We start from the raw sequence: 21,348 nt of genomic DNA on the forward strand, positions 1-21,348 counted from the left end.
CTTACAAAAGCTCATTAGCAAGGTTTGCCAGTTCCGAACGCTCGCCTTTGGCTAATTTAATATGAGAAAAGAGGTGATTCCCTTTCAGTTTATCTATCAAATAGGCCAGCCCGTTTGACTGCTCATCCATATAAGGTGTATCTATTTGAGCTATGTCTCCAGTAAAAACTATTTTGGTACCTTCCCCTGCCCTAGTAATAATGGTTTTGACCTCATGCGGTGTTAGGTTTTGAGCCTCGTCTACTATAAACATGACATTAGAAAGGCTTCTGCCTCTTATAAAAGCTAAAGCAGTAATAGAAAGCTTCCCGTTTTGCTGCATTTCGTCCAGTATCTTGCTCTTCTTTTCCGTTTCCTTGAATTGAGCTTTAATAAACTTAAGGTTATCAAAAAGTGGCTGCATATAAGGCGAAACTTTTTCTTCCGCCCCTCCTGGCAAAAATCCAATATCTCTATTGCTCAGCGGTATAATAGGCCTTGCCAGAATTATCTGATGATATTTATTTCGTTGCTCTAATGCTGCTGCTAAAGCCAAAAGCGTTTTTCCGGTCCCTGCCACCCCTTGAATAGCCACCAGCTTTATTTGGTCGTTTAAGAGCGAATCTAAAGCAAAAGCCTGCTCCGTGTTTCGAGGTTTGATGCCATAGGCATAATTAGACTCCACCCTATGAAACATATCTGTGTCTACATCATACCTGGCCAGTGCCGACTCCGTACCGTTTTTTAAGGTATAATAGCTATTGGCAATTTTTGATTTGCCCAATACACCACTTTCTTTAACTACACCTTTAACATATAGATTATGTATAAACTCTGAATCTAACTTATCAAATGCCTGATAACCTTCAGAAATGGTAGCCATATTTTTGACCTTACCTGTCAAATAATCCTCAGAAAGTAAACCTATGGCTTTAGCCTTTATTCTAAGATTGATGTCTTTGGTCACTAAAATAACCTTTGCTTCTGCCGTATTAACCTTTAGTGACAGAGCGGCATTAATAATTCTATGGTCGTTTTTATCACTTCCAAAAACCTGAGAGGCATCTACCTTTAGTTTTTCAGATTTCATCAATATCTTAAGCTTTCCTTTGCCTTCGCCCAGCTCTACCCAGTTATCAAAACCAGATGCCATAGGGAGCTTGTCTAAAAAGCGAATAACAGCTCTAGCTTCAAAATTATTGGTATCGTTACCAATTTTGAAATTATCTAACTCTTCCAAAACCGTAATAGGTATGGCTACATCGTTATCTTCAAAATTTTGAATGGCGTTGTGGTCAAATAATAGTACCGAAGTATCTAGTACAAATATTTTCTTTGATGATTCTTTTCCCATAGTTGCAAGCTCTTTCTCTTAAATTCCAATATAAGGTATAGAATCTAAAGCAAACAAGTTATTTATTATTTTATCGTTTGTATGCTATCCTTTGTGTGAACTATTTAAACCCCACTTTAGGTTTATATTTGTAATATGACTAAAGCTATTTTGAAAAACTTTTCCTTTCTTTTAATTCTCGGCCTTATTTCTTGTAACCCCGAAGAAAGCAGTGTCAAAGAAAAAACCTTCTACGATTTAGAAACAGTCATTCAGAATGAAATAGACTGGCTTACCGAAAATAAACCAACGGTTCATAAATCGGTACGTATAAATGATGAAAGCGAAGAACTTAACACCAATGATATTGATTGGAAAAAGGAGTTAGAAATAATTATTCAGTCTGACCTTAATAAGGCTGCCTATAAACTAAGTTATGATGAAACGGATAGTTTAAACCAAATATCCTACAAACTAAAAGCAGGTGAGAAGTTACCGGTTTCATCTCTTGAAATTTTCAAAGATGAAAATGGAAACCTATTAAAAATAAATTCGGTACATACCACAGACAATTACCTGTACAAATCTACCAAAAACGTTTTGGTAGAATTCTTAAATGGCCACCTTTCTACTTACGACATAAATGGGAATCAGGAGCTCTTCATTGGCACTGAAAAGACATTTGAAATAGCTGGAAAAGTTATTCTTTAGCTTTAGAGTCTTTTTAAACTAATCTAAACATTACGCCACTCTGTTGTGTATAGATGCAAAAAAGGACTTGGGCCAAATTAGTAGTTCGCGGCCCAAGTCCTTCCTTAAAAGCATTATTAGCTAATCCAGCATTTAGTCACAGACTTTTATTTCAGCTTTGAACACCGTAGAATGCTCAGTACTAAAACCTGGCATTAATACTATAGCATTACCTGCTTCATAAGTCACATTAGGAGCTGGCGTAAAATTAGCATCTCCAATTTTCTTGGTAGACTCTATTGTTTCAGAAGCCTTCACTCTTAACATACCGGTAGTCACTTTTCCAGTTTCCATAAGGTTTTGCTCTGCTACTTTCACATCCACTGTATTAGAACCGCCCGAGCTACAGCTTACAAAATAAGAAGTAGTTACTGCTGGACTTAATGTGGCAGTATAACCCGTCACTGGGCTTGCTCCATCAGCATACCAAGTTATTGTACCTGTACACCCAGTAGCGGTTAGGTCAATAGACGCACCTGGACAAATTGCTGGTAACTCTGGAGTAATAGTTATGAAAGCACTACTTCCACAGTTACTCTTCTCATTAATCACCATACTTGTCATATCACTTGTACAACCGTTTTGAGTTTCACAATAACCGCTATAAGTACCTGCTTTTTGCACAGTCAATGTTCCTGTATTTGACAATGCAGACACTCCATCTCCTTCGTTAACTCCAGGAGTAGTCCATCTGAAAATATCTGAACTTGAAGAACATGTACCTGTTAACACTGCCGATTCTCCTTTACATAGTTCACTATTATCTGTTTCAATAGTTGGTACTTCAGGAATTGGATATAGTATCACTTCTACTGTTGCAGTGGCAGAGGAACCATTGATATCAGTAATAGTAACAGTGTATACACCTGCATCTAATTCTGTAATTGAATACGGACTAGTTACATCACTTGCAGACCCATCACCTGTCCATGAGAAGTCAAATGGTGCAGTCCCTCCCGAGAATGTAACATTTATTAAACCCTTTGTTGCACATACCGTTGGCCCAGCAGTAGCACTAGTAATTACCAAGGGCGAACCTGAGCAATCTCCTGTTGGCTGGAAGCCTATTCCTGCTCCATCCCCACCGTCAGTCAAGTAAGGACTAAAGTCTATGTTTGCGGTAGCTTTGCTTAAGACTTTTCCTGATATCCCATTATCCTCTATCTCATTATAAACCGCAGTTCCAAACCAGTTACATCCCAATGTGGCTGTAGCACCCGGAACATAGTTCACAACACCGTATCCACGATTTGAAGTACCATTATTAGTAAATGAAGTTGTTTCAAAACTGTTATTTTCTACCGTAACTGTTGATACAAATGCATTGTTTTCAAACTTCAAGCCATTCAAATCATAACCTCCACCAGCTTTATCTGAGCTTTTTGAACTAGTAAGGTTTGAAACTTTATTTCCAGTTACAATCGCGTCTTCTGTGTTTCCTTCCAAACCAATACCAGTCGCTACAAAACCAGAAATATTAGATATTTCATTATTGCTTATTGAAGCGTTCACTACTTTTCCAGTATTGCTGAGATAATTAGAATTCCCACCAACATTTATTTGAATACCGTAGGCTATCTTTCCTGTTGGCCAGTCTCCATCATTAACCGTAACATTGCTGATGATGTTTCTCTCAATATTTAATCCCGTTAAAACACCCGTTGAGGTAGATTGTAAAATACCAATGGCACTAGAACTATAACCTGTAAGGTTTGTACTACTTATATCATTTATGCAATTGTCTGAGATATTAATATCGCTATTATTAGTACTTGGAACTGTATAAATAATTGAATGAATGTTCCCTCCTGTATAAGTGGTTCCTATTTCATGTATATTATTAAAAACAACATCTACATGTGATGCATCTCCAACTCTAATAGCATTAGAACTCGATGGTGCAGTAATTTCAAAACCATTAATAACTACATTATCTGCAGTAATATTAAATGGTAGTCCTGATGACACCGAAATAATAGACTCTAAGTTTCTTGTTCCCCCACAGTCGGTGTCGGCATTGGCTCCTAGAATTACTACTTCTTTGTTAACAACTATATTCTCATTATAAGTACCTGCCTCTGCTACTAATGTATCTCCAGCTGAAGTTTCCGCATCATTAATTGCCGCTTGAATGCTAACAAATGATTCTCCATTTGATATATTCAACACTCTACAATCCACAGCAGTCCCTACTCCTACTTCATCATTTAATAATGGGCAAAAGGTAATATTAGCACTCACTTTATCTCCTGTACCAGGACCAAAATCAGAAGGCCCTGATGCATCTCCCCACCAATTTGATCCTGCATTTATCTCCGTTGAGGAATAATTATGAACGCCGTCAAGATTACCAGTAATATTATTGTTACTAATTATCATTTGACCTACTGTTCCTCCTATTCCTATACCTTCAAAAGCATTATTATGTATATCATTACCATCAACTAAAACGTCAATTGGCGTATCTGAGGAAATCCCTACTTGGTTTAAAACATAGCAGTTATTGGTAACATCAGCGTCTGCATTTTGTAAATAAGTACCTGTATGCCAGCCTGTGAAATAGTTATTACTTACCGTTAAGTTAGTGGTGCCGCCTATTTCATTTACTATACCTCTAGATACATCAAAGTCCAGCACCCCGGTCCTTTCTACGTAATTATTCGTTATTGAAACGTTACTTAAAGCACTGACAATATGCACAGCCGCTAATTCCCCAGCTGGTGCTTGAGCTCCATCTAGTAATCTAAAACCGTTTATCGAGACATCTGAAGAAGTTACTTTTATATAACCATCAATTGTAGCCTCGGTTCCTCGTGAATCACAGCCAGATGTTCCTGCATTTGGACCTATTAGGCTAACAGCAATCGGAACAATTAAACTTTCATTATATGTTCCCTCACAAACTTCAATTACATCGCCAGCAGTAGCAGCATCAATAGCATCCTGAATATTGGCATATCCTTGACTTGACGTGCTATTGTAAACTGGTAAGAATACGACCTCTGCAGTTGCTGTTACACTAGAACCATTATCATCTGAAACAGTAACGGTATAAGCACCTGCATCTAATCCTGTAATAAAATAAGGGCTGGTTACTTCACTAGCAGAACCACCACCTGTCCATGAGAAGGCAAATGGTGCAGTCCCACCGGTGAAGGTAAATTCAATTGAACCTTTAGATTCACATAATTCGGGGCTTGATATAGCACTAGTAATTACTAGAGGTGAACCTGAGCAATCTCCTGTTGGCTGGAAGCCTATTCCTGCTCCATCCCCACCGTCAGTCAAGTAAGGACTAAAGTCTATGTTTGCGGTAGCTTTGCTTAAGACTTTTCCTGATATCCCATTATCCTCTATCTCATTATAAACCGCAGTTCCAAACCAGTTACATCCCAATGTGGCTGTAGCACCCGGAACATAGTTCACAACACCGTATCCACGATTTGAAGTACCATTATTAGTAAATGAAGTTGTTTCAAAACTGTTATTTTCTACCGTAACTGTTGATACAAATGCATTGTTTTCAAACTTCAAGCCATTCAAATCATAACCTCCACCAGCTTTATCTGAGCTTTTTGAACTAGTAAGGTTTGAAACTTTATTTCCAGTTACAATCGCGTCTTCTGTGTTTCCTTCCAAACCAATACCAGTCGCTACAAAACCAGAAATATTAGATATTTCATTATTGCTTATTGAAGCGTTCACTACTTTTCCAGTATTGCTGAGATAATTAGAATTCCCACCAACATTTATTTGAATACCGTAGGCTATCTTTCCTGTTGGCCAGTCTCCATCATTAACCGTAACATTGCTGATGATGTTTCTCTCAATATTTAATCCCGTTAAAACACCCGTTGAGGTAGATTGTAAAATACCAATGGCACTAGAACTATAACCTGTAAGGTTTGTACTACTTATATCATTTATGCAATTGTCTGAGATATTAATATCGCTATTATTAGTACTTGGAACTGTATAAATAATTGAATGAATGTTCCCTCCTGTATAAGTGGTTCCTATTTCATGTATATTATTAAAAACAACATCTACATGTGATGCATCTCCAACTCTAATAGCATTAGAACTCGATGGTGCAGTAATTTCAAAACCATTAATAACTACATTATCTGCAGTAATATTAAATGGTAGTCCTGATGACACCGAAATAATAGACTCTAAGTTTCTGGTTCCGCTACAGTCTGTGTCGGCGTTGGCTCCTAGAATTACTACCTCTTTGTTTACAACTATATTCTCATTATAAGTACCTGCTGCCACAGTAATCACATGGCCATTGTCTGTATCAGAGTCATCTAAGGCTGCTTGAATGGAAACAAAGGATTCGGAAGTATTTGTATTCAATACTGGGCAATCAACCAAAGTTCCTGTTGCTACAGGACCATTATAAAAAGGACAAGCATCTATGCCATCAGCAATAGAGTTACCAGATCCGCTTCCACTTCCGGAAGGACCATCTGGAGAGCCCCAGTAGTTTTTAGCAGCATTTACAAGGGGACCATTTGTAGTAACCCCATGTGTATTACCAACAATATCATTACCTTCAATTTTCAGAACGCTTATATCTCCTGCAAGATAACCAGCCGTAACTCCTGCATAGTTACCGCTTAATGTGTTACCTTGAATGGTAACATTATTAGCGACACTATTAGCCGGCAACGGGAAATATGAAGTTACCAAAATACCAGCTGATGTAGAACCATCAGATTCGGCAATACCTAAATTGTTTGTTATAGTATTTCCTTCAACCAATAAAGGATCAACTCCCCCGGAAATATCTAAGGCGTAATCTAACCAATTACCTGCTCCTTTACCTGTGTAAGTATTATTCTTAAATGAACCAGATATAATTGCTGCCGGAATCACTCCACTTCTAAAATGTGCTCCAATTCGACCAATATTGGTAAAGACCGAATTTTCGATATCAACATTACCATTTACTATTTGAATAGCTGTTCCATTTACTGGGGCACTTTTAATCTCGTTAAATGCAACACCTTCAACAGAACCATCTGATTGAAAACGAACAGCTACATGGCTAGTCATTCCTAAAGCGTCTAAGGTTAAATTCTTTATATTAACTGTAGTTCCTGCTGTAGTCCTAATCCATGCTGAAGCATCATTAGCATGATTTGAAGTAAGTGTGTTATAGTTAGAATGAACTGTTGTGTTGGCACTTCCTTTACCTTGGATTGTCAATGATTTGTTTACAATAATTTGACCTTCCGTATGTGATGCTACGCCTATTTCAACAACATCATTAGCTGTAGCAGCATCAATCGCCCCTTGAATAGTCATGTGGCTACTTCTTACATTAGTAGTAGAACCTTCGTAAACTATAACTGGACCATAGCCATCACAGCTTCCAGATACTGGCTGAAAACCAAGTGTATTCACATCATCATCTGTCCCGTTAGTTCCAAAAGGTAAGAAATTAACATCACCAGTAACTTGAATATTGACAGTTGCTGCTTCTGTACTACCAAACCAGTTACAAGTAGCGTTTAACGCACCTATACCACCGTGATAAATAGCATTACCGGCAGTAAGGTTAGTTATGCTATTCTCCGAAATAGTAATATTTTTACCACTTATGTTTTGGCCATCCTTTATGGCTATACCGTTATATCCTCCTGTGATTTCGTTATTGGCAATCAACACGGTACCTACAAAATCGGAACCGTATAAACGAATAGCTCCTCTATCTACAGCTTGAGCTACATTATTGGCATTACTTATTTTGTTGTTTTCAATAGTTACATCTCCTACAGCACCTGCAATCTGAATCCCCTGATACCCCGTACCATCGACTGTATTACCCGAAATATTAACAGTTGGTGTGGCATCAATAACCATTGCCGCATAGTTAATATTTATAAATGTATTATCTGTTATGGTAGTAGTCAGCGTATGAGATACCTGCATTCCACTTGATGTTGCGGTAGCATTAATATCTTCAAATTTATTATCAGTAATTATGAGATCTGCCCATGATGTACCATTTGCTGCATATATGGCATTGCCATTTACTATCAAATTTTTACTGAATGTTACATCCGACGTGTTTGGATTACCGGTAGCATTCCCGTCGTGAATAGGCGACCCTCCGTCAAACTTAAATCCGCTAATGGTTACATCCGTATTTCCGTTTGATATAGAGAATGCTCTACCTGCTGCACTGTTCACTAAAACCGCCTCATCACCCCTATCACCTGTATTTGGCGAAACTCCATCATTAGGTCCCAAAATAGTAAGCGACTTGTTCACAATCACCTGCTCATTAAATGTTCCTTCATTAACATTGACAATATCGGAAACCGAAGCGGCATCGACCGCTCTTTGAATATTACCAGAGTTAGTTGTTACAAATAATTCTGCAGCTTTCACTCGTACTAAACCAAGTGCTGCATTGTCAATCTTATGAGTGATTTTATCTTCAATAGCAAAATTCTCAGCTTTTGATGCCGTAGCACCAGTTTTACCATCGAAAGAGGCCGCAGTGGCATCCATATTATTAGTGTTAACTCTTGTTTTAATATAATCTCCAGTTTGTCCTGTAAAACTCACATTACCAAGCGGCGAATTAACTTTAGCTGATGCACTGTCTACCTCAATTCCAATAGCACCGCCGTTAATGATTATATCAGCACCTAAAGTGGCCTCAACCGCCACATGAGAACTCTTAGGACTATCTAATAATCGAATTCCTGTACCAGATGTATTAGGTGAAATAGTAATATCTGAAATTGAAGCATGGGCACCATTACTAGCGTCTGTACTATAACCATCAAAATTGTTAAGAAAAATACCCGTATTAACATTTGAAATAGTTCCTTCGGATATAGCCACTGGAGCGTCATTTTTTACATTCCAAACTTCAATTCCGTTTACGGTAGCAGTGGCCGCGTCAGTCCCTGTTCCGTCTATGACGTTACCACTAACAGTTCCGGCAGCATCACTCAAACTTGAAAGCAACATACCATTCCATTTAAGTTCTCCACTGTTAGCTATCGCAGTAATTGTATTATTCGAAACTGTCATTGGAGCCACATTTGGTCCTGTGTGTAAATTGAAGAAAACGCCAAGTCTTCGTGTTTGGATATTGTTGTTTTCAATCGTCTGATAAATAACATCTCCTGGATTTGCATCATGGAAATTACCAGTCTGAACTCCCATTCTTACATTGTTCATCACATTGTCTGTGACATGAGCATAGTTATCATTGTAAAGTAAAATTGCTCCACCCCATTTATCATAACCGTTTCCAGCATTGTAAGTACCTAAATCATTAAATAAGTTATTGCTTATAAGATGACCAGTTGTTGACGGGTTATTATAATTTTTCCAGCCAAAAAGGTCAATACCAAAATATTGAATATTTTGAAGAATATTATTTTCCACCTTTAAACCGTTCACAACTAAAGAATTCCCTGCATCATAATATACAATTCCTTCATAAACATCTATATCTGCACCGTTAGTACCAGCCCAACCAGAACTAAGGTTAACATTGTCTCCATCTAATTTAAAACCATCAATAGTGATATCGCTGGCTTTAATAGTAAACAAAGCGTCAGAGCCCGAAGTAGCAGGAACAATGATAGCCTCAGCATCTCTAATCCCCGTATTTGGAGATATTCCGTAATTTGGGCCTCTAATATCCAGTTCTTTATCAACTACTATATTTTCTGCATAAGTACCTGCCCCTACTTGAATGATTCCTCCTGAAATTGAAACATCCACAGCCTTCTGAATAGTTGCAAGAGGACTACTTCCACTTCCTGTATTACTGTTATCACCTGAATCATCTACAAATAATATATTATCATAAACTATTACATTAGCCGTAGCTGTTCCTTCACATGAGTTTCCATTTGTTACCGTTACAGTATATACGCCTGCCTTACTAGAGTTTGAGCTTAAAATAGTTTGACTATTATTATCGCCAGCGGTGAAACCATCAGGACCTTCCCAGCTATATGCTCCAGAGCCTACATCTATTGTTGCATTTAAAACTATACTTTCTCCTTCGTTATATACTCCGGATAAACCAGATGTGGAACCAGTGCTAGCTACTACCGAAACTTCTGGCAAACTATTGACTACCACCGTAGCACTTCCTGTAAGCCCAGCTTCTAAAGCCACACATCCCTTTGCATCTGTGAGACCTGTAGCTGTAAAAGATTCACCATCTGCTGTACTTAAAACCTCATAAGGGTTATCGGATGTTGTGATGGGACCTGTGGAACTAGTACCATCAGAATAAGTTAAATTAAAAGGGGCATTACCTGTTAAATCTATTGATACTGTTGGAAAATCATCACCTATACATATAGGGGATACCGCATTCACAAAAGCTGTTGGTAATGCATGTACCGTTCCGTTTACATCAACACCTAAATTCGCTCCTAAACTAAAACCTCCACCAGCTACAGTTACTTTTTCATTATATGTACCAGGAGCTAAACCACTTTTTAATCGTACAAAATATGTTTCCGATACACTCCCTCCTACCGGAGACAATGTCAAACTAGCAGCATAAGTAATTCCGTCAAGAGATATTTCAAAAGAAGCTGGAGCTGTAATTGTAACATCGGCCACTGTAAGACCATCTCCTTTAACCTCAAAAGTTTTAGCCGTTCCATCAAAATCTAAACAAGCATCTAAGGCTAATGCAGTCTCAGTAGTTCCGAGTACCCTTCCATTTATGGAAAAATCTGAACCTGAAGCCACATCATATATATAGAATGAGCCACTAGCACTCGTAGAATTATAAGGAATAAGCTTGAAGCCTATTTCTTCAGATGTTTCTTGTAAATCTAGATCCCCTGTAAGAGTACGTGTAGGAGATACAGCAGCACCGCCAACAGATGAACTCCCAAAGAAAAAAGGACCTTGCGTAATCCCTGAGAAACTTGTACCTCCATTTATAGTATACTCTAATCTTCCATCTTGTGGACCTGTGCCCGAACGTCGATAAGAAAATGGCTCCAAACTTAAAAGTGAAACTGCAAAGCCAGGTTTAGGTTTAAAACCAAAATTGATTACACTCTCATCGGCTATAGCTCCTGCATAAGTGCTTTCCCAATTGGTTCCTCCCCAGCCACCAGTAACACCACCAGAACCAGCATTTACGCCTGTTCCTCGTGTAAAACCTACAATATTTTCAATATTTCCATTAGCAACTGGAGCCAAAGGGCTTTCGCCATAATTTTCAATACCATTTACATCCCAACTAACTAAAGGCACTTGAGCTTTTAAGGAATTTGAGATAAATAAAAGTGTTACCAAGCCTAAATAGGCAACACAATTTAAGACTGATGAATAAATCTTAGCGGCCCTATTAAAGGGTCCAAATAAACGGGTTGAGGTAAATGTTAAATTCATATTTGACAGGTTAGGTTTAGAAGAATGCTATATAATTGTAGAATAGATTAATGATTTTAGGAGGCTAGTTGACTTAAGGTGTCTTGCCTTCTTCTGGAGACTTTAATCTCCTTTCCGTTTTTTAAGCGGATAAAATTGGTGCGGTCTTTAAGTAATATTTTTTTAACAAAATTCTTATTGATAATGGTAGACCGATTCACCCTTACGAAGAATTCGATTTCAAGTTTCTCCTGATGTCTTTTTAAAGTAAGTGAAGAGATAATTTTACGACCATCATTCAAATGAAATAGTGTGTAATTTTCAAGAGCTTCTAAGAGCATTACCTTTTCGGTTTGAATAGAGTCGTTACGCTTTAAATAGTAGTTCATGGTTCCGTTTGTTTTTAGTAGAAAATGCGGAAAACAAAGGTGCTCTAAAGACCGAAATGGGGCAATTCCCTTTAAGGGGTAATCTAGAATCGTAAAGACGGTATGTAGTACCTGAATATTGGTATACACCTATCTATGCATCAAACATTTAGTTAAAGTAAACTTCCAAAAAGCCCCTTATAACTACCGAATAATAAATATGAGCGTAGAAATTTGACTAAGAGGATGAATATAAGTTTCTTGTATACGAAAGACACAATTAACTATCCAACCCTAGCCAAAAAAGAAAACATAATGACAACAGCCCTATCCACTAAAATACTGGTGCTTAGTAACCAGTTACTCTATATTGAAGCCCTTAAAAGCTTACTTAACTCTCAAGACACTTTCAGTGCAGATGGAATACCAACATCAAACACTGACCTTTGTAATAGCATAGGAAACTTCAGTCCTGAACTTATCCTAATGGATGCAAATGGGATGGGAAAAGACATCTGGGAGACATTAAACAAGATTCACAAAAAGCTTCCAAATGTTAAGATCATCATGTTGGCAAATAGCAACGAATCTATTTATATTGAGTTTGCTAAAAAGAATGGAGCTTCTGGCTTTATTCTGAAGTCATCGCCATTAGAGTTACTTCTAGCAGCCATTAAGATTATTCAAAACGGAAGTCACTTCTTTGACACAAGAGACTTTACTTCAAGCAATAACAAAACCGAACTAAGCTTAGAAAAAAGATACAAACTAAGCGGGAGAGAAATGGAAATCATAACCCTTATAACTGATGCCAACACCACCAAGTCTATTGCCGATCAGTTGGGTTTAAGCTTTCACACCATAGAAGCACATAGGAAAAATATTTACAAAAAACTTAGGATAAACAAAGTCACAGAACTGATTAAGTTAACCTCTGAATTTGAAAACTAAGTAGCTCCTTCTACAAACTTAGGTCTAAGCATTATTTCACCCATTAAAAGGGTGAAATTCCAGCATCCCATTTTTCAGCTATACAATCCAAATGTATAGTCGGTCTTACTTATGGAACACTATTGTTTTACTAGGTTAGACTACATTTTTCAAACCATCTTATAATAGCAGTTTTGATAAGCCTGAAGGAGTTCGTTCTGCTCATTAATCCGCTATGTCTGCTATATTTTTGTTCGCGAAAATTTACTGAAAAATCACACCTCCATCTTTAGCCTCTGAAGCATATTTATTTTTTGTACTTTTCTAATATTCCCACGCTATAAGGCTTAACCAAAAACACCAAGAAATAGCAAAAAAGCGACTAAACTGAAAACCGTTAAACAATGTAATACAGTACCATTTTACAGCTATTCTACAAACCTATACCCTAAAAAGGCACCAACGGTAACACCTAAGAAACTGACGCTCAAAGCTTAAGCCTCTACAGCCTTTAGATTTACTCATTTTCATATGTCACCTAAGAGCTTTAGCACGCTTAAAGAAGCAATTCATACTAGCATGAACTAACAAATAAAGATTATCAAATCATTAAATAACCAACCGTTAATTTGGAAGTGACAACCCGTACCAAATAATATTTTGCCGAGAGGTCTAATTACACTTATCTAATATTAAGTTTAATTATTGAATGAATCATTGACCGCATAATAAATAGACGCTTTCTTTTTTTTGAAAACCATATCAAAAACACATCTTTGCTAAGCGTATCAGAAGTGGTACCAATGAAAACTAAAAACTTAATATCTCTCAGAATAAGCCAAATGAAAAAAGCATTAATTACCGGAATAACGGGGCAAGATGGAGCGTATCTAGCTGAGTTCCTTTTAGATAAGGGTTATGAAGTACATGGTATTAAAAGAAGATCGTCTCTTTTTAACACTGCAAGAATAGACCATCTTTACCAAGATTTACATGAGGCTCAAGTAAGATTTAAGCTTCATTATGGCGACTTGAGTGACTCTACCAATCTTATTCGAATCATACAGGAAGTACAGCCCGATGAGATTTATAACTTGGGGGCTATGTCTCATGTAAAAGTGAGTTTTGACCAACCAGAATATGTAGCCAACGTAGATGGCATAGGCACCTTACGTATACTCGAGGCTGTTAGAATATTGGGCTTAATTGAAAAAACCAAAATCTACCAAGCCTCTACCTCTGAGCTTTATGGACTGGTACAGCAAGTACCGCAGTCTGAAACCACTCCTTTCTACCCTCGTTCGCCGTATGCTGTAGCCAAAATGTATGCTTATTGGATTACCGTAAACTACCGCGAAGCCTATAAAATGTTTGCCTGTAATGGTATACTTTTTAATCACGAATCTCCATTAAGAGGAGAAACTTTTGTGACTAGAAAAATAACAAGAGGTCTGGCACAAATGGTACTGGGATATTCTGACTGCCTTTACATGGGAAATCTAGACTCTAAAAGAGACTGGGGACATGCCAAAGACTATATTGAAGCTATGTGGCTTATTCTTCAGCAAGACAAACCTGAAGATTTTGTAATTGCCACCGGCGTTACCACCACCATTAGAGAGTTTATTCGCATGGCATTTGCAGAACTTGGCATTACCTTAAGGTTTGAAGGTGAAGGCATAAACGAAGTGGGCTTAGTAGAAAGCTGTGCTAATCCTGATTATCAATTAGAATTAGGAAAAAAAGTAATAGCGATAGACCCAAAATACTTTAGACCTACCGAGGTAGACCTTTTAATAGGCGACCCTACAAAATGTAAAGAAAAACTAAACTGGAAACCTAAGTATGACCTAGCCGCTCTTGTGAAAGACATGGTATGGGCAGACGTAAAGCTTTTTAATGAAAAGCGAACGGGTGACCCAATAGAAATGTATTAAGATATTTTATAGCCATGAAATAGAAACCAAATAAAAGCACACAAACTTTAATTTCACTTCTCAACAATTTAAAATAGACAGGAGCTCCCCCTTAGCTCATTTTAAAAAAAAAGCTCGCTAGGTCCAGACATGGGACTGAAAGGGCGAAGCCGTAAGATTTGAAAAACAAAAAAACTTAGAAACTATGCCTTGGTATGTACTTTATACGAAATCACGAAACGAAAAGATCACGGCTGAAAGATTAAATGAAAGGGGCATAGAAGCGTACTGCCCAGTTTTAAAAAAAGAGAAACAATGGTCCGACAGAAAAAAAATAGTTTTGGAGCCACTTTTTAAGTCTTACCTGTTTGTGAACATTGAAGAAAAACGAATGCATGACGTCTTTAAAAGCCCAGGGGTGGTACGCTACCTCTACTGGCTAAAGAGGCCAGCCGTGGTAAAAGACGAAGAAATAACCTGCATCAAAAACATGCTTAATGATTTTGACCACAGTAAGATAAAGATGCAAAACTATGATTTGAATGCCACCGTGGTTTTTGAGTCTGGGCCTTTCATACATGCCGAAGGGAAGGTACTCGCTACCTCTGGTAAAAAATGTGAGGTATTTTTAAAAGACCTACAAATGAAAATTTACGTAGACACGAGTCAAAACAAACTAAAAACCATTACGCAATAAAAGTATAGACCCCATTTTACCGGATAGACAACATGTACCATAGAAAAAAAATATTACCCCTACTTTTAATTGCAGTAGCCTGTATTAGCGGCTGTGTCAATACCAAAGAGTTCGTTTATTTTCAAGGAGGCAATACCGCTTCCAATCCTTCTTATTTGGAAACACCACCCGCACCTGTAGCCAAAATAACACAGGGCGACATTTTGGCCATTACCGTTAGTAGCTTAAATGAGGAATCAAACCAAATTTTGAACTTTCAAAACATTAATACATTGCAAATGTCAACCTTCCCGGGCCAAAGTGGTGGTGCCATGGGGGCTAGACAGCCTTTAGGGTATCGGGTAGACTCCACAGGAAATGTGGTGATCCCCTTTATAGGGAAGCAATTTGTAAAAGACCTTACGCTTATGCAGGCAAGTGACAAAATAAAAACTGCGGTAGAAGTCTACTTAAAAGAACCCGCTGTAAATGTCAGGTTTTTAAATCATAAATTTTCTGTTTTGGGTGAGGTGAACAAAGTAGGTACTTACAACTTATTGGACGACAAAACCACCCTCCCTGAAGCCCTTGCCATGGCAGGAGACCTCTCCATTTACGGAAAAAGAGACAGCATTACCATCATTAGAGATTTGCATGGGATTAGAGAAGTGGGTACGGTAAATTTGCTTAACAGAGAGATTTTCAATAGCCCCTACTTTTATGTTAAGAATGGTGACGTGATATACGTACAACCTATTAAAGGAAAGGTAACCAGTACGGAGCAGCGTGTGCAGCTGGTACCTATTTTTACGGGTATAGCCACCACCATAGCCGTATTGCTAAACATCTTCCTTAAATAAACCACAACAAAACCACATTTTAAAGCATGAACAGCGACACTAACATTTGGCAAGATCAAGAAGACGATTTTGACCTGCGTAACTTCCTCTTTAAATACTTACGCCACTGGCTTTGGTTTGTATTATCATTAATCATTTGTTTATCTGCTGCCTACCTTTATTTAAGGTACAGCACACCCATATATGAGGTTTCTGCTACGCTTTTGGTAAAAGACGAAGACAAAGGCATGAGCTCCGGCATGGAAATGATGGCGGAATTAGACATCATGAGCGGCAGCAAACTGGTAGAAAACGAAATAGAAATTTTACGTTCTCGCTCCCTCATTGAAAAAGTGGTGGATGACCTTAACCTTACCGTTAGCTATTGGCATGAGGGCAGCGTAAGAGATGTGGAACTTCACAGCAACGCTCCTATTAAAATTAACGCCACGGAATTAACACCATTTGCTTATGGCAACGCACTCTATATTAAATTATTAGACAGCTCTAGGTATGCCATGCTGGATGAAAGCAAGGCGAATATGGGTGAGTTTTTATATTCCGACAGGGTAGATAGTCCTTATGGTTCTCTACGCGTATTTCAGGCAGACTCTAATGCTAGAGCCCAAACAAGTATCGACTTTAAGCAAGAACTTATCAAAGTGCAATTTGCTAATAAAGATGCCTTGGTGAGTAATATGATTACTGGCTTAGGCATAGAGCTCATTAATCAGAAAAGCACGGTGATTAAACTAAGTGCCGAAAATGCCTTGCCAGAAAAAGGGAAGGTGATCATGCATAAATTACTAGATGAATATGCCTTCGCCTCTTTAGAAGACAAAAATAGAGAAGCCACCAGCACGCTAAACTTTATAGAGGATCGACTTAAGCTAATCACCTCCGAACTGGGTGATGTAGAACAAGACGTGGAGCAGTACCGCCGCTCAGCAGGCATTACCGACCTGAGTACGGAGGCCAATCTTTTCTTAGAAAAAGTAAAAGACAATGACACCAAGCTTAATGAGGTAAACATACAGTTAAGAGTTATGGAAGGTGTAGAAAGATACTTAGCCTCTAACCAGATAGGAAACATATCTCCTTCTACCTTAATGGTGAGCGACCCTGTGCTTACGGGCTATATAAGCCAACTATCTAGTTTGGAATTAGAGCGTGAAAAATTAGCTAGAAGTACCACCGCCTCCAATCCCTTTTTGGAAACGGTAAACACCCAGATGAGCAATATAAAACAGGCCATTAAAGAAAACCTACGCAACCAAAAATCTGGCTTGCAAGTAACGCAAAGCAGTTTAGAAGCTTTAAATGCTAGACTAGAAGGAGCCATCAGCAGCATTCCAAGAAAAGAAAGGGAGTATGTAGAAATAAAAAGACAGGCGAGCATTAAAGAAAATCTATACCTACTACTTTTAAAGAAAAGAGAGGAAACGGCACTCTCCTATGCCAGTACCGTGACAGATAGCCGCGTGGTAGATTTCCCTTATACTTCTAACAAACCTATAAAACCTAAAAAGAAAATAGTGGCCCTCTTAGGTTTACTCTTGGGTTTAATAATTCCAGCAGGTATCATAAACATTAAAGAACTCCTGACCAATACTGTACAGAGTAAAAAGGAAATAGAAGACAAGGTAGGACTCACCATTTTTGGCGAGATAGGTCAAAAACCAGCTGATGAAAAAGGGGAAATACTAGATGTACATAGCCGCTCTTTTGTATCAGAACAGGTACGCATGATACGCTCCAACATGCAATACCTTTTTGCGGGCTCTGAAGCAGAAAAATGCAAAACCATACTAATCACCTCTTCTACTGGAGGTGAAGGTAAAAGCTTTGTCACAGCAAATGTAGCTGCCTCCTTAGGTTTACTCAATAAGAAAATAGTTATACTAGGTCTAGACTTAAGAAAACCTAAGATTAATGAATACCTAGAAGTCACCAATGCCAAAGGAATATCTACTTTCTTAATTTCAAAGGCTGATGAAGCGGATTTGATTCTACCCACGAAAATGGAGAACGTATACATAATACCGTCAGGGCCTATTCCTCCTAACCCATCAGAGCTAATAGCCAATGGCCGATTAGAAGAATTAATAGAAGTTTTAAAACCTTCTTTTGATTATATACTGATAGATACACCACCTACTACCATGGTCACCGATGCCGAACTTATGGCACCGCTCGCAGATGCTTGTTTCTATATAATAAGGCATGAAAAAACGCCAAAAGTGTTTTTAACACATATCAAAAACCTCAAAGAAAAGAAAGCATTTAAGTCGCTTAACCTAATCTTCAATGCAGTTAATTACAAAAACTCTTCAGAATATGGGTACGGGTACGGATATGGATATGGATATGGCAATAGTACAGAGAAGAAAAAAGGTTTTCACATACCTAATTTTAGTCAACTATTTTCCAAGTCTAAATCAATTATTAGGTAGAATCAAAGTCCGCTAGTCCAATTTTCCTAGCCTTAAATAAATTATCTGGGATAAACGTCAAGCAGAATTTCTAATAAAAAAGAAAGTATCCTACTCTAACAATTTCTTCAAAAATTATTGCCAATATCACTCAATATCACTTTCAGGCCACCCTCAATATAGACTATGAGGTGTTTAAACTTGAATTACTAATTCATATTTTTTCACAAAATGGATAGAAAAAAAACAAATTTTGAAGAAAGCCTTAAAAGTTTCAACTTTACTTATAGAACAAATGTCTCCTTAAGACAAATAACGAAACGAAACAGAGCTGGTTCTTGCAGGTTCTTTTTTAAACCAGAAACCGAGGAGGAACTTAAACATCTCATTTGTTTATTAGATTCTACCAACACTAAGTTCTTAATACTAGGTGATTGTTCAAATGTCTATCTTTTAGATAATTCCCTTTTTGAGGTAATTATTTCTACCAAAGGTGTAAAACAAATAGAAATTACTAACGACTCTGTAACCTGTTCATGTGGGTACAATCTCAACAAACTAAGTAGATATTGTGTAAATAATGGTATCTCAGGCTATGAAGGCTTCCTTGGAATTCCTGGCACTGTTGGTGGAGCCACTGTAAATAACAGCGGAGCATATACGTCAGTTATGGAAAAAGTCGTAAAAAGCGTTTCAGTTTATACTCCTTTAAAAGGTATTCATACTTTATCAAATTCTGAATTAGAATTCAGCCATCGGAATAGCATCTTTAAGACTAAAAAAGATACTAGTATAATACTATCAGTAACCTTTGACACTTCAAAAAAAGCAGATTTAAACGAGTTACGTACTATTGCCGATAGCATTGTCCTTAAACGACGAACAAGTATTGACAGCGATAAGCATAGTTTAGGTAGTATATTCATATCAGACTCCTATAAACACTTCCGAAAAAAACATGCTATTCGACTCATTGTTAAGAAAATACTTTACAAATTTTATAGCATTCTTCATAAAAACTATAAAGACAAAAAAAGAGCCAATAAAACTCTAGAATTCTATTTCTTAGGAATGTCAAAGTTTGCCCCCCATTGTGACACACTTAACCGATTCTGTTGGGATAAAGAAACGCCCGAGGCTATATTCCTAGAATATCTCAATTTATTATACAATCTGTCCGAAAATACTCTTTTAATTGAGATTGAAATTAAAGGTCAAGCAAACTCTATAAAAAAACTGATACCCTTTTACCAAAACAATCAATCTTGAATTCCTATAAAAAAATAGCAAAATCTAGTGGGCTTATTGCTTCAGCCCAAATCCTTAAGATGGCATTCTCAATGGTTCGTAATAAAGTCATCGCCATTGCTCTAGGAACTTTTGGCTTTGGAATTTGGGGTCTATATCAAACTTTAATCGAAATAATATACAATTTCAGCCTATTAGGTGTAGATAAAAGTGGGGTTCGTGAAATAGCAATAATTGAATCAAAAAACAAAAAAGAAATAAATGAAACTACTCAAGTCCTCCAAATTTTAATTTGGATTTTATCAATCGTCACTTTTGCTACTTGTCTTTTTTTTTCCAAGACAATTAGTCAATCACTGTTTCAAAGTGATAAATATAGCTCAGGTATCATGATTGTTTCTGTTGTTTTTCTATTCAAAGGAGCCGCTACGTGTAACTCCACAATATTAAATGGTTTACAATTATTAAAACCATTAGCTAGCAGCCAGATATTAGGAGCTGCAATAGGCACTTGTTCAGTAATTACTCTTGTTTATTCTGTTGGACTATCAGGTATACCATATTTTCTATTACTGATTGCTATCTCTGAATGGTTAACTTCCTATTACTTCTTAAGAAAAAATTATAAAATATCTCCAAACATTCCTTTTGATGTTTTCAAAAAAAAATACCAAATATTCTTCAAAGTGGGTTTTGGTTTTTTTATTGCTGCTATTGTTGCTGCAGCATCAACTTATCTAGCAAGAACATTCTTATTAAAAGAGTATAACTTAGAAAGTCTTGGTATTTACCAAGCAAGCTGGAATATCTCCAATTTATACATCGGAATAATCTTATCAGCGATGGGCGTTGATTTTATGCCAAGATTAACCAAATCTATAACTCAAAAAGATAAAGCATCGTCACTTATTAATGAACAGATGGAGTTTGGTACATTACTGGCAAGTTTTGGTATCGCATTTATTCTAATTTTCTCTAAAACAATAATAACACTTTTATACAGTGATGCATTTCAGGAAGCCACAGAAATAATTCGATGGCAAGCTTTCGGCGTATTCTTTAGAGTAATCGGTTTCCCTTTGAGTTACGCAATTATGGCCAAAAAAAAATCATACCACTATATAGCAGTTCAAATTATTTTCTGGGTAAGTGACTACCTACTACTCGTTCTAATATCTAATACCCTCGGCTTTAAATTTTTAGGTCTAAACTATTTCTTCTCATATATTATTTACTTGTTACTTGCAGGAACCGTAACTTATAAACTAGTTAATTTTAAACCTTCAAAGCTACTTATTAAGATTTTCACAATCTCCTCATGCTTCTTAGTTCTGTCCTTTATAATTTCCTTCTTACTGACTGGTCTTCCGCATTTATTCGCCGGCGTCCTAACCCTGATAGCTCTCTTACTCTGGATGAATTATTATTTCAAAAAATATATGAATATAAATGCAATGTCAAAATTGAACGAACTTATCACTTCCATTAAAAAATAA

General features: G+C 37.2%; 11 protein-coding genes. 8 read left to right on the top strand and 3 right to left on the bottom strand.

Annotated elements, in window-relative coordinates; all coding sequences use genetic code 11:
- Window position 1 precedes the first annotated feature (1 nt).
- The gene (locus AADJ06_RS08615) at window positions 2-1,333 is read right to left on the bottom strand and encodes a PhoH family protein (protein ID WP_341226025.1); all 1,332 of its coding nucleotides are present in this window, start codon (window positions 1,331-1,333) and stop codon (window positions 2-4) included.
- 135 nt (window positions 1,334-1,468) lie between these two features.
- Here AADJ06_RS08615 and AADJ06_RS08620 point away from each other — a divergent pair, with 135 nt between their 5' ends.
- Complete coding sequence (locus tag AADJ06_RS08620; protein WP_341226026.1) at window positions 1,469-2,023, top strand: hypothetical protein; 555 nt, start codon at window positions 1,469-1,471, stop codon at window positions 2,021-2,023.
- A 132-nt stretch (window positions 2,024-2,155) separates the two neighbouring features.
- Here AADJ06_RS08620 and AADJ06_RS08625 read toward each other — a convergent pair whose 3' ends face one another.
- Together AADJ06_RS08625 and AADJ06_RS08630 are read right to left on the bottom strand one after the other, a co-directional pair.
- Window positions 2,156-11,464: a 3-coathanger stack domain-containing protein gene (locus tag AADJ06_RS08625; protein ID WP_341226027.1), complete on the bottom strand. Its 9,309-nt coding sequence runs from the start codon at window positions 11,462-11,464 to the stop codon at window positions 2,156-2,158.
- A 56-nt stretch (window positions 11,465-11,520) separates the two neighbouring features.
- Complete coding sequence (locus tag AADJ06_RS08630) at window positions 11,521-11,832, bottom strand: LytTR family DNA-binding domain-containing protein (RefSeq protein ID WP_341226028.1); 312 nt, start codon at window positions 11,830-11,832, stop codon at window positions 11,521-11,523.
- 294 nt (window positions 11,833-12,126) lie between these two features.
- Between AADJ06_RS08630 and AADJ06_RS08635 the strand changes: the two genes are divergently transcribed.
- The 7 genes from AADJ06_RS08635 to AADJ06_RS08665 all read left to right on the top strand — a co-directional run bounded on the left by AADJ06_RS08635 (window position 12,127) and on the right by AADJ06_RS08665 (window position 21,348).
- Window positions 12,127-12,762 (top strand): response regulator transcription factor, encoded by a 636-nt coding sequence (locus AADJ06_RS08635; RefSeq protein ID WP_341226029.1) that lies wholly within the window; start codon window positions 12,127-12,129, stop codon window positions 12,760-12,762.
- 821 nt (window positions 12,763-13,583) lie between these two features.
- On the top strand, window positions 13,584-14,678 hold the full coding sequence (gene gmd / locus AADJ06_RS08640) for a GDP-mannose 4,6-dehydratase (protein ID WP_341226030.1): 1,095 nt from the start codon (window positions 13,584-13,586) through the stop codon (window positions 14,676-14,678).
- Window positions 14,679-14,862: 184 nt separating this feature from the next.
- A complete protein-coding gene (locus AADJ06_RS08645; protein ID WP_341226031.1) occupies window positions 14,863-15,354 on the top strand; it encodes a UpxY family transcription antiterminator in 492 nt (163 codons plus the stop codon).
- 32 nt (window positions 15,355-15,386) lie between these two features.
- Entirely contained in the window at window positions 15,387-16,193 is an 807-nt protein-coding gene (locus AADJ06_RS08650; RefSeq protein ID WP_341226032.1) for a polysaccharide biosynthesis/export family protein, read from the top strand.
- A 26-nt stretch (window positions 16,194-16,219) separates the two neighbouring features.
- Window positions 16,220-18,625, top strand: coding sequence for a polysaccharide biosynthesis tyrosine autokinase (locus AADJ06_RS08655; RefSeq protein WP_341226033.1), 2,406 nt, complete (start codon window positions 16,220-16,222; stop codon window positions 18,623-18,625).
- A 210-nt stretch (window positions 18,626-18,835) separates the two neighbouring features.
- Complete coding sequence (locus tag AADJ06_RS08660) at window positions 18,836-19,873, top strand: FAD-binding protein (RefSeq protein WP_341226034.1); 1,038 nt, start codon at window positions 18,836-18,838, stop codon at window positions 19,871-19,873.
- Complete coding sequence (locus tag AADJ06_RS08665; RefSeq protein WP_341226035.1) at window positions 19,870-21,348, top strand: oligosaccharide flippase family protein; 1,479 nt, start codon at window positions 19,870-19,872, stop codon at window positions 21,346-21,348. The genes AADJ06_RS08660 and AADJ06_RS08665 overlap by 4 nt, the downstream gene beginning before the upstream one ends.

The sequence above is a fragment of the uncultured Arcticibacterium sp. genome (genome assembly GCF_964021845.1).
In the GTDB taxonomy this organism is placed as follows: domain Bacteria; phylum Bacteroidota; class Bacteroidia; order Cytophagales; family Spirosomataceae; genus Arcticibacterium.

Coding starts and splice junctions, on each gene's coding strand:
- AADJ06_RS08650 (WP_341226032.1), top strand. CDS start 15,387: ATGTACCATAGAAAAAAAATATTACCCCTACTTTTAATTGCAGTAGCC.
- AADJ06_RS08645 (WP_341226031.1), top strand. CDS start 14,863: ATGCCTTGGTATGTACTTTATACGAAATCACGAAACGAAAAGATCACG.
- AADJ06_RS08660 (WP_341226034.1), top strand. CDS start 18,836: ATGGATAGAAAAAAAACAAATTTTGAAGAAAGCCTTAAAAGTTTCAAC.
- AADJ06_RS08615 (WP_341226025.1), bottom strand. CDS start 1,333: ATGGGAAAAGAATCATCAAAGAAAATATTTGTACTAGATACTTCGGTA.
- AADJ06_RS08635 (WP_341226029.1), top strand. CDS start 12,127: ATGACAACAGCCCTATCCACTAAAATACTGGTGCTTAGTAACCAGTTA.
- AADJ06_RS08625 (WP_341226027.1), bottom strand. CDS start 11,464: ATGAATTTAACATTTACCTCAACCCGTTTATTTGGACCCTTTAATAGG.
- AADJ06_RS08655 (WP_341226033.1), top strand. CDS start 16,220: ATGAACAGCGACACTAACATTTGGCAAGATCAAGAAGACGATTTTGAC.
- gmd (WP_341226030.1), top strand. CDS start 13,584: ATGAAAAAAGCATTAATTACCGGAATAACGGGGCAAGATGGAGCGTAT.
- AADJ06_RS08630 (WP_341226028.1), bottom strand. CDS start 11,832: ATGAACTACTATTTAAAGCGTAACGACTCTATTCAAACCGAAAAGGTA.
- AADJ06_RS08620 (WP_341226026.1), top strand. CDS start 1,469: ATGACTAAAGCTATTTTGAAAAACTTTTCCTTTCTTTTAATTCTCGGC.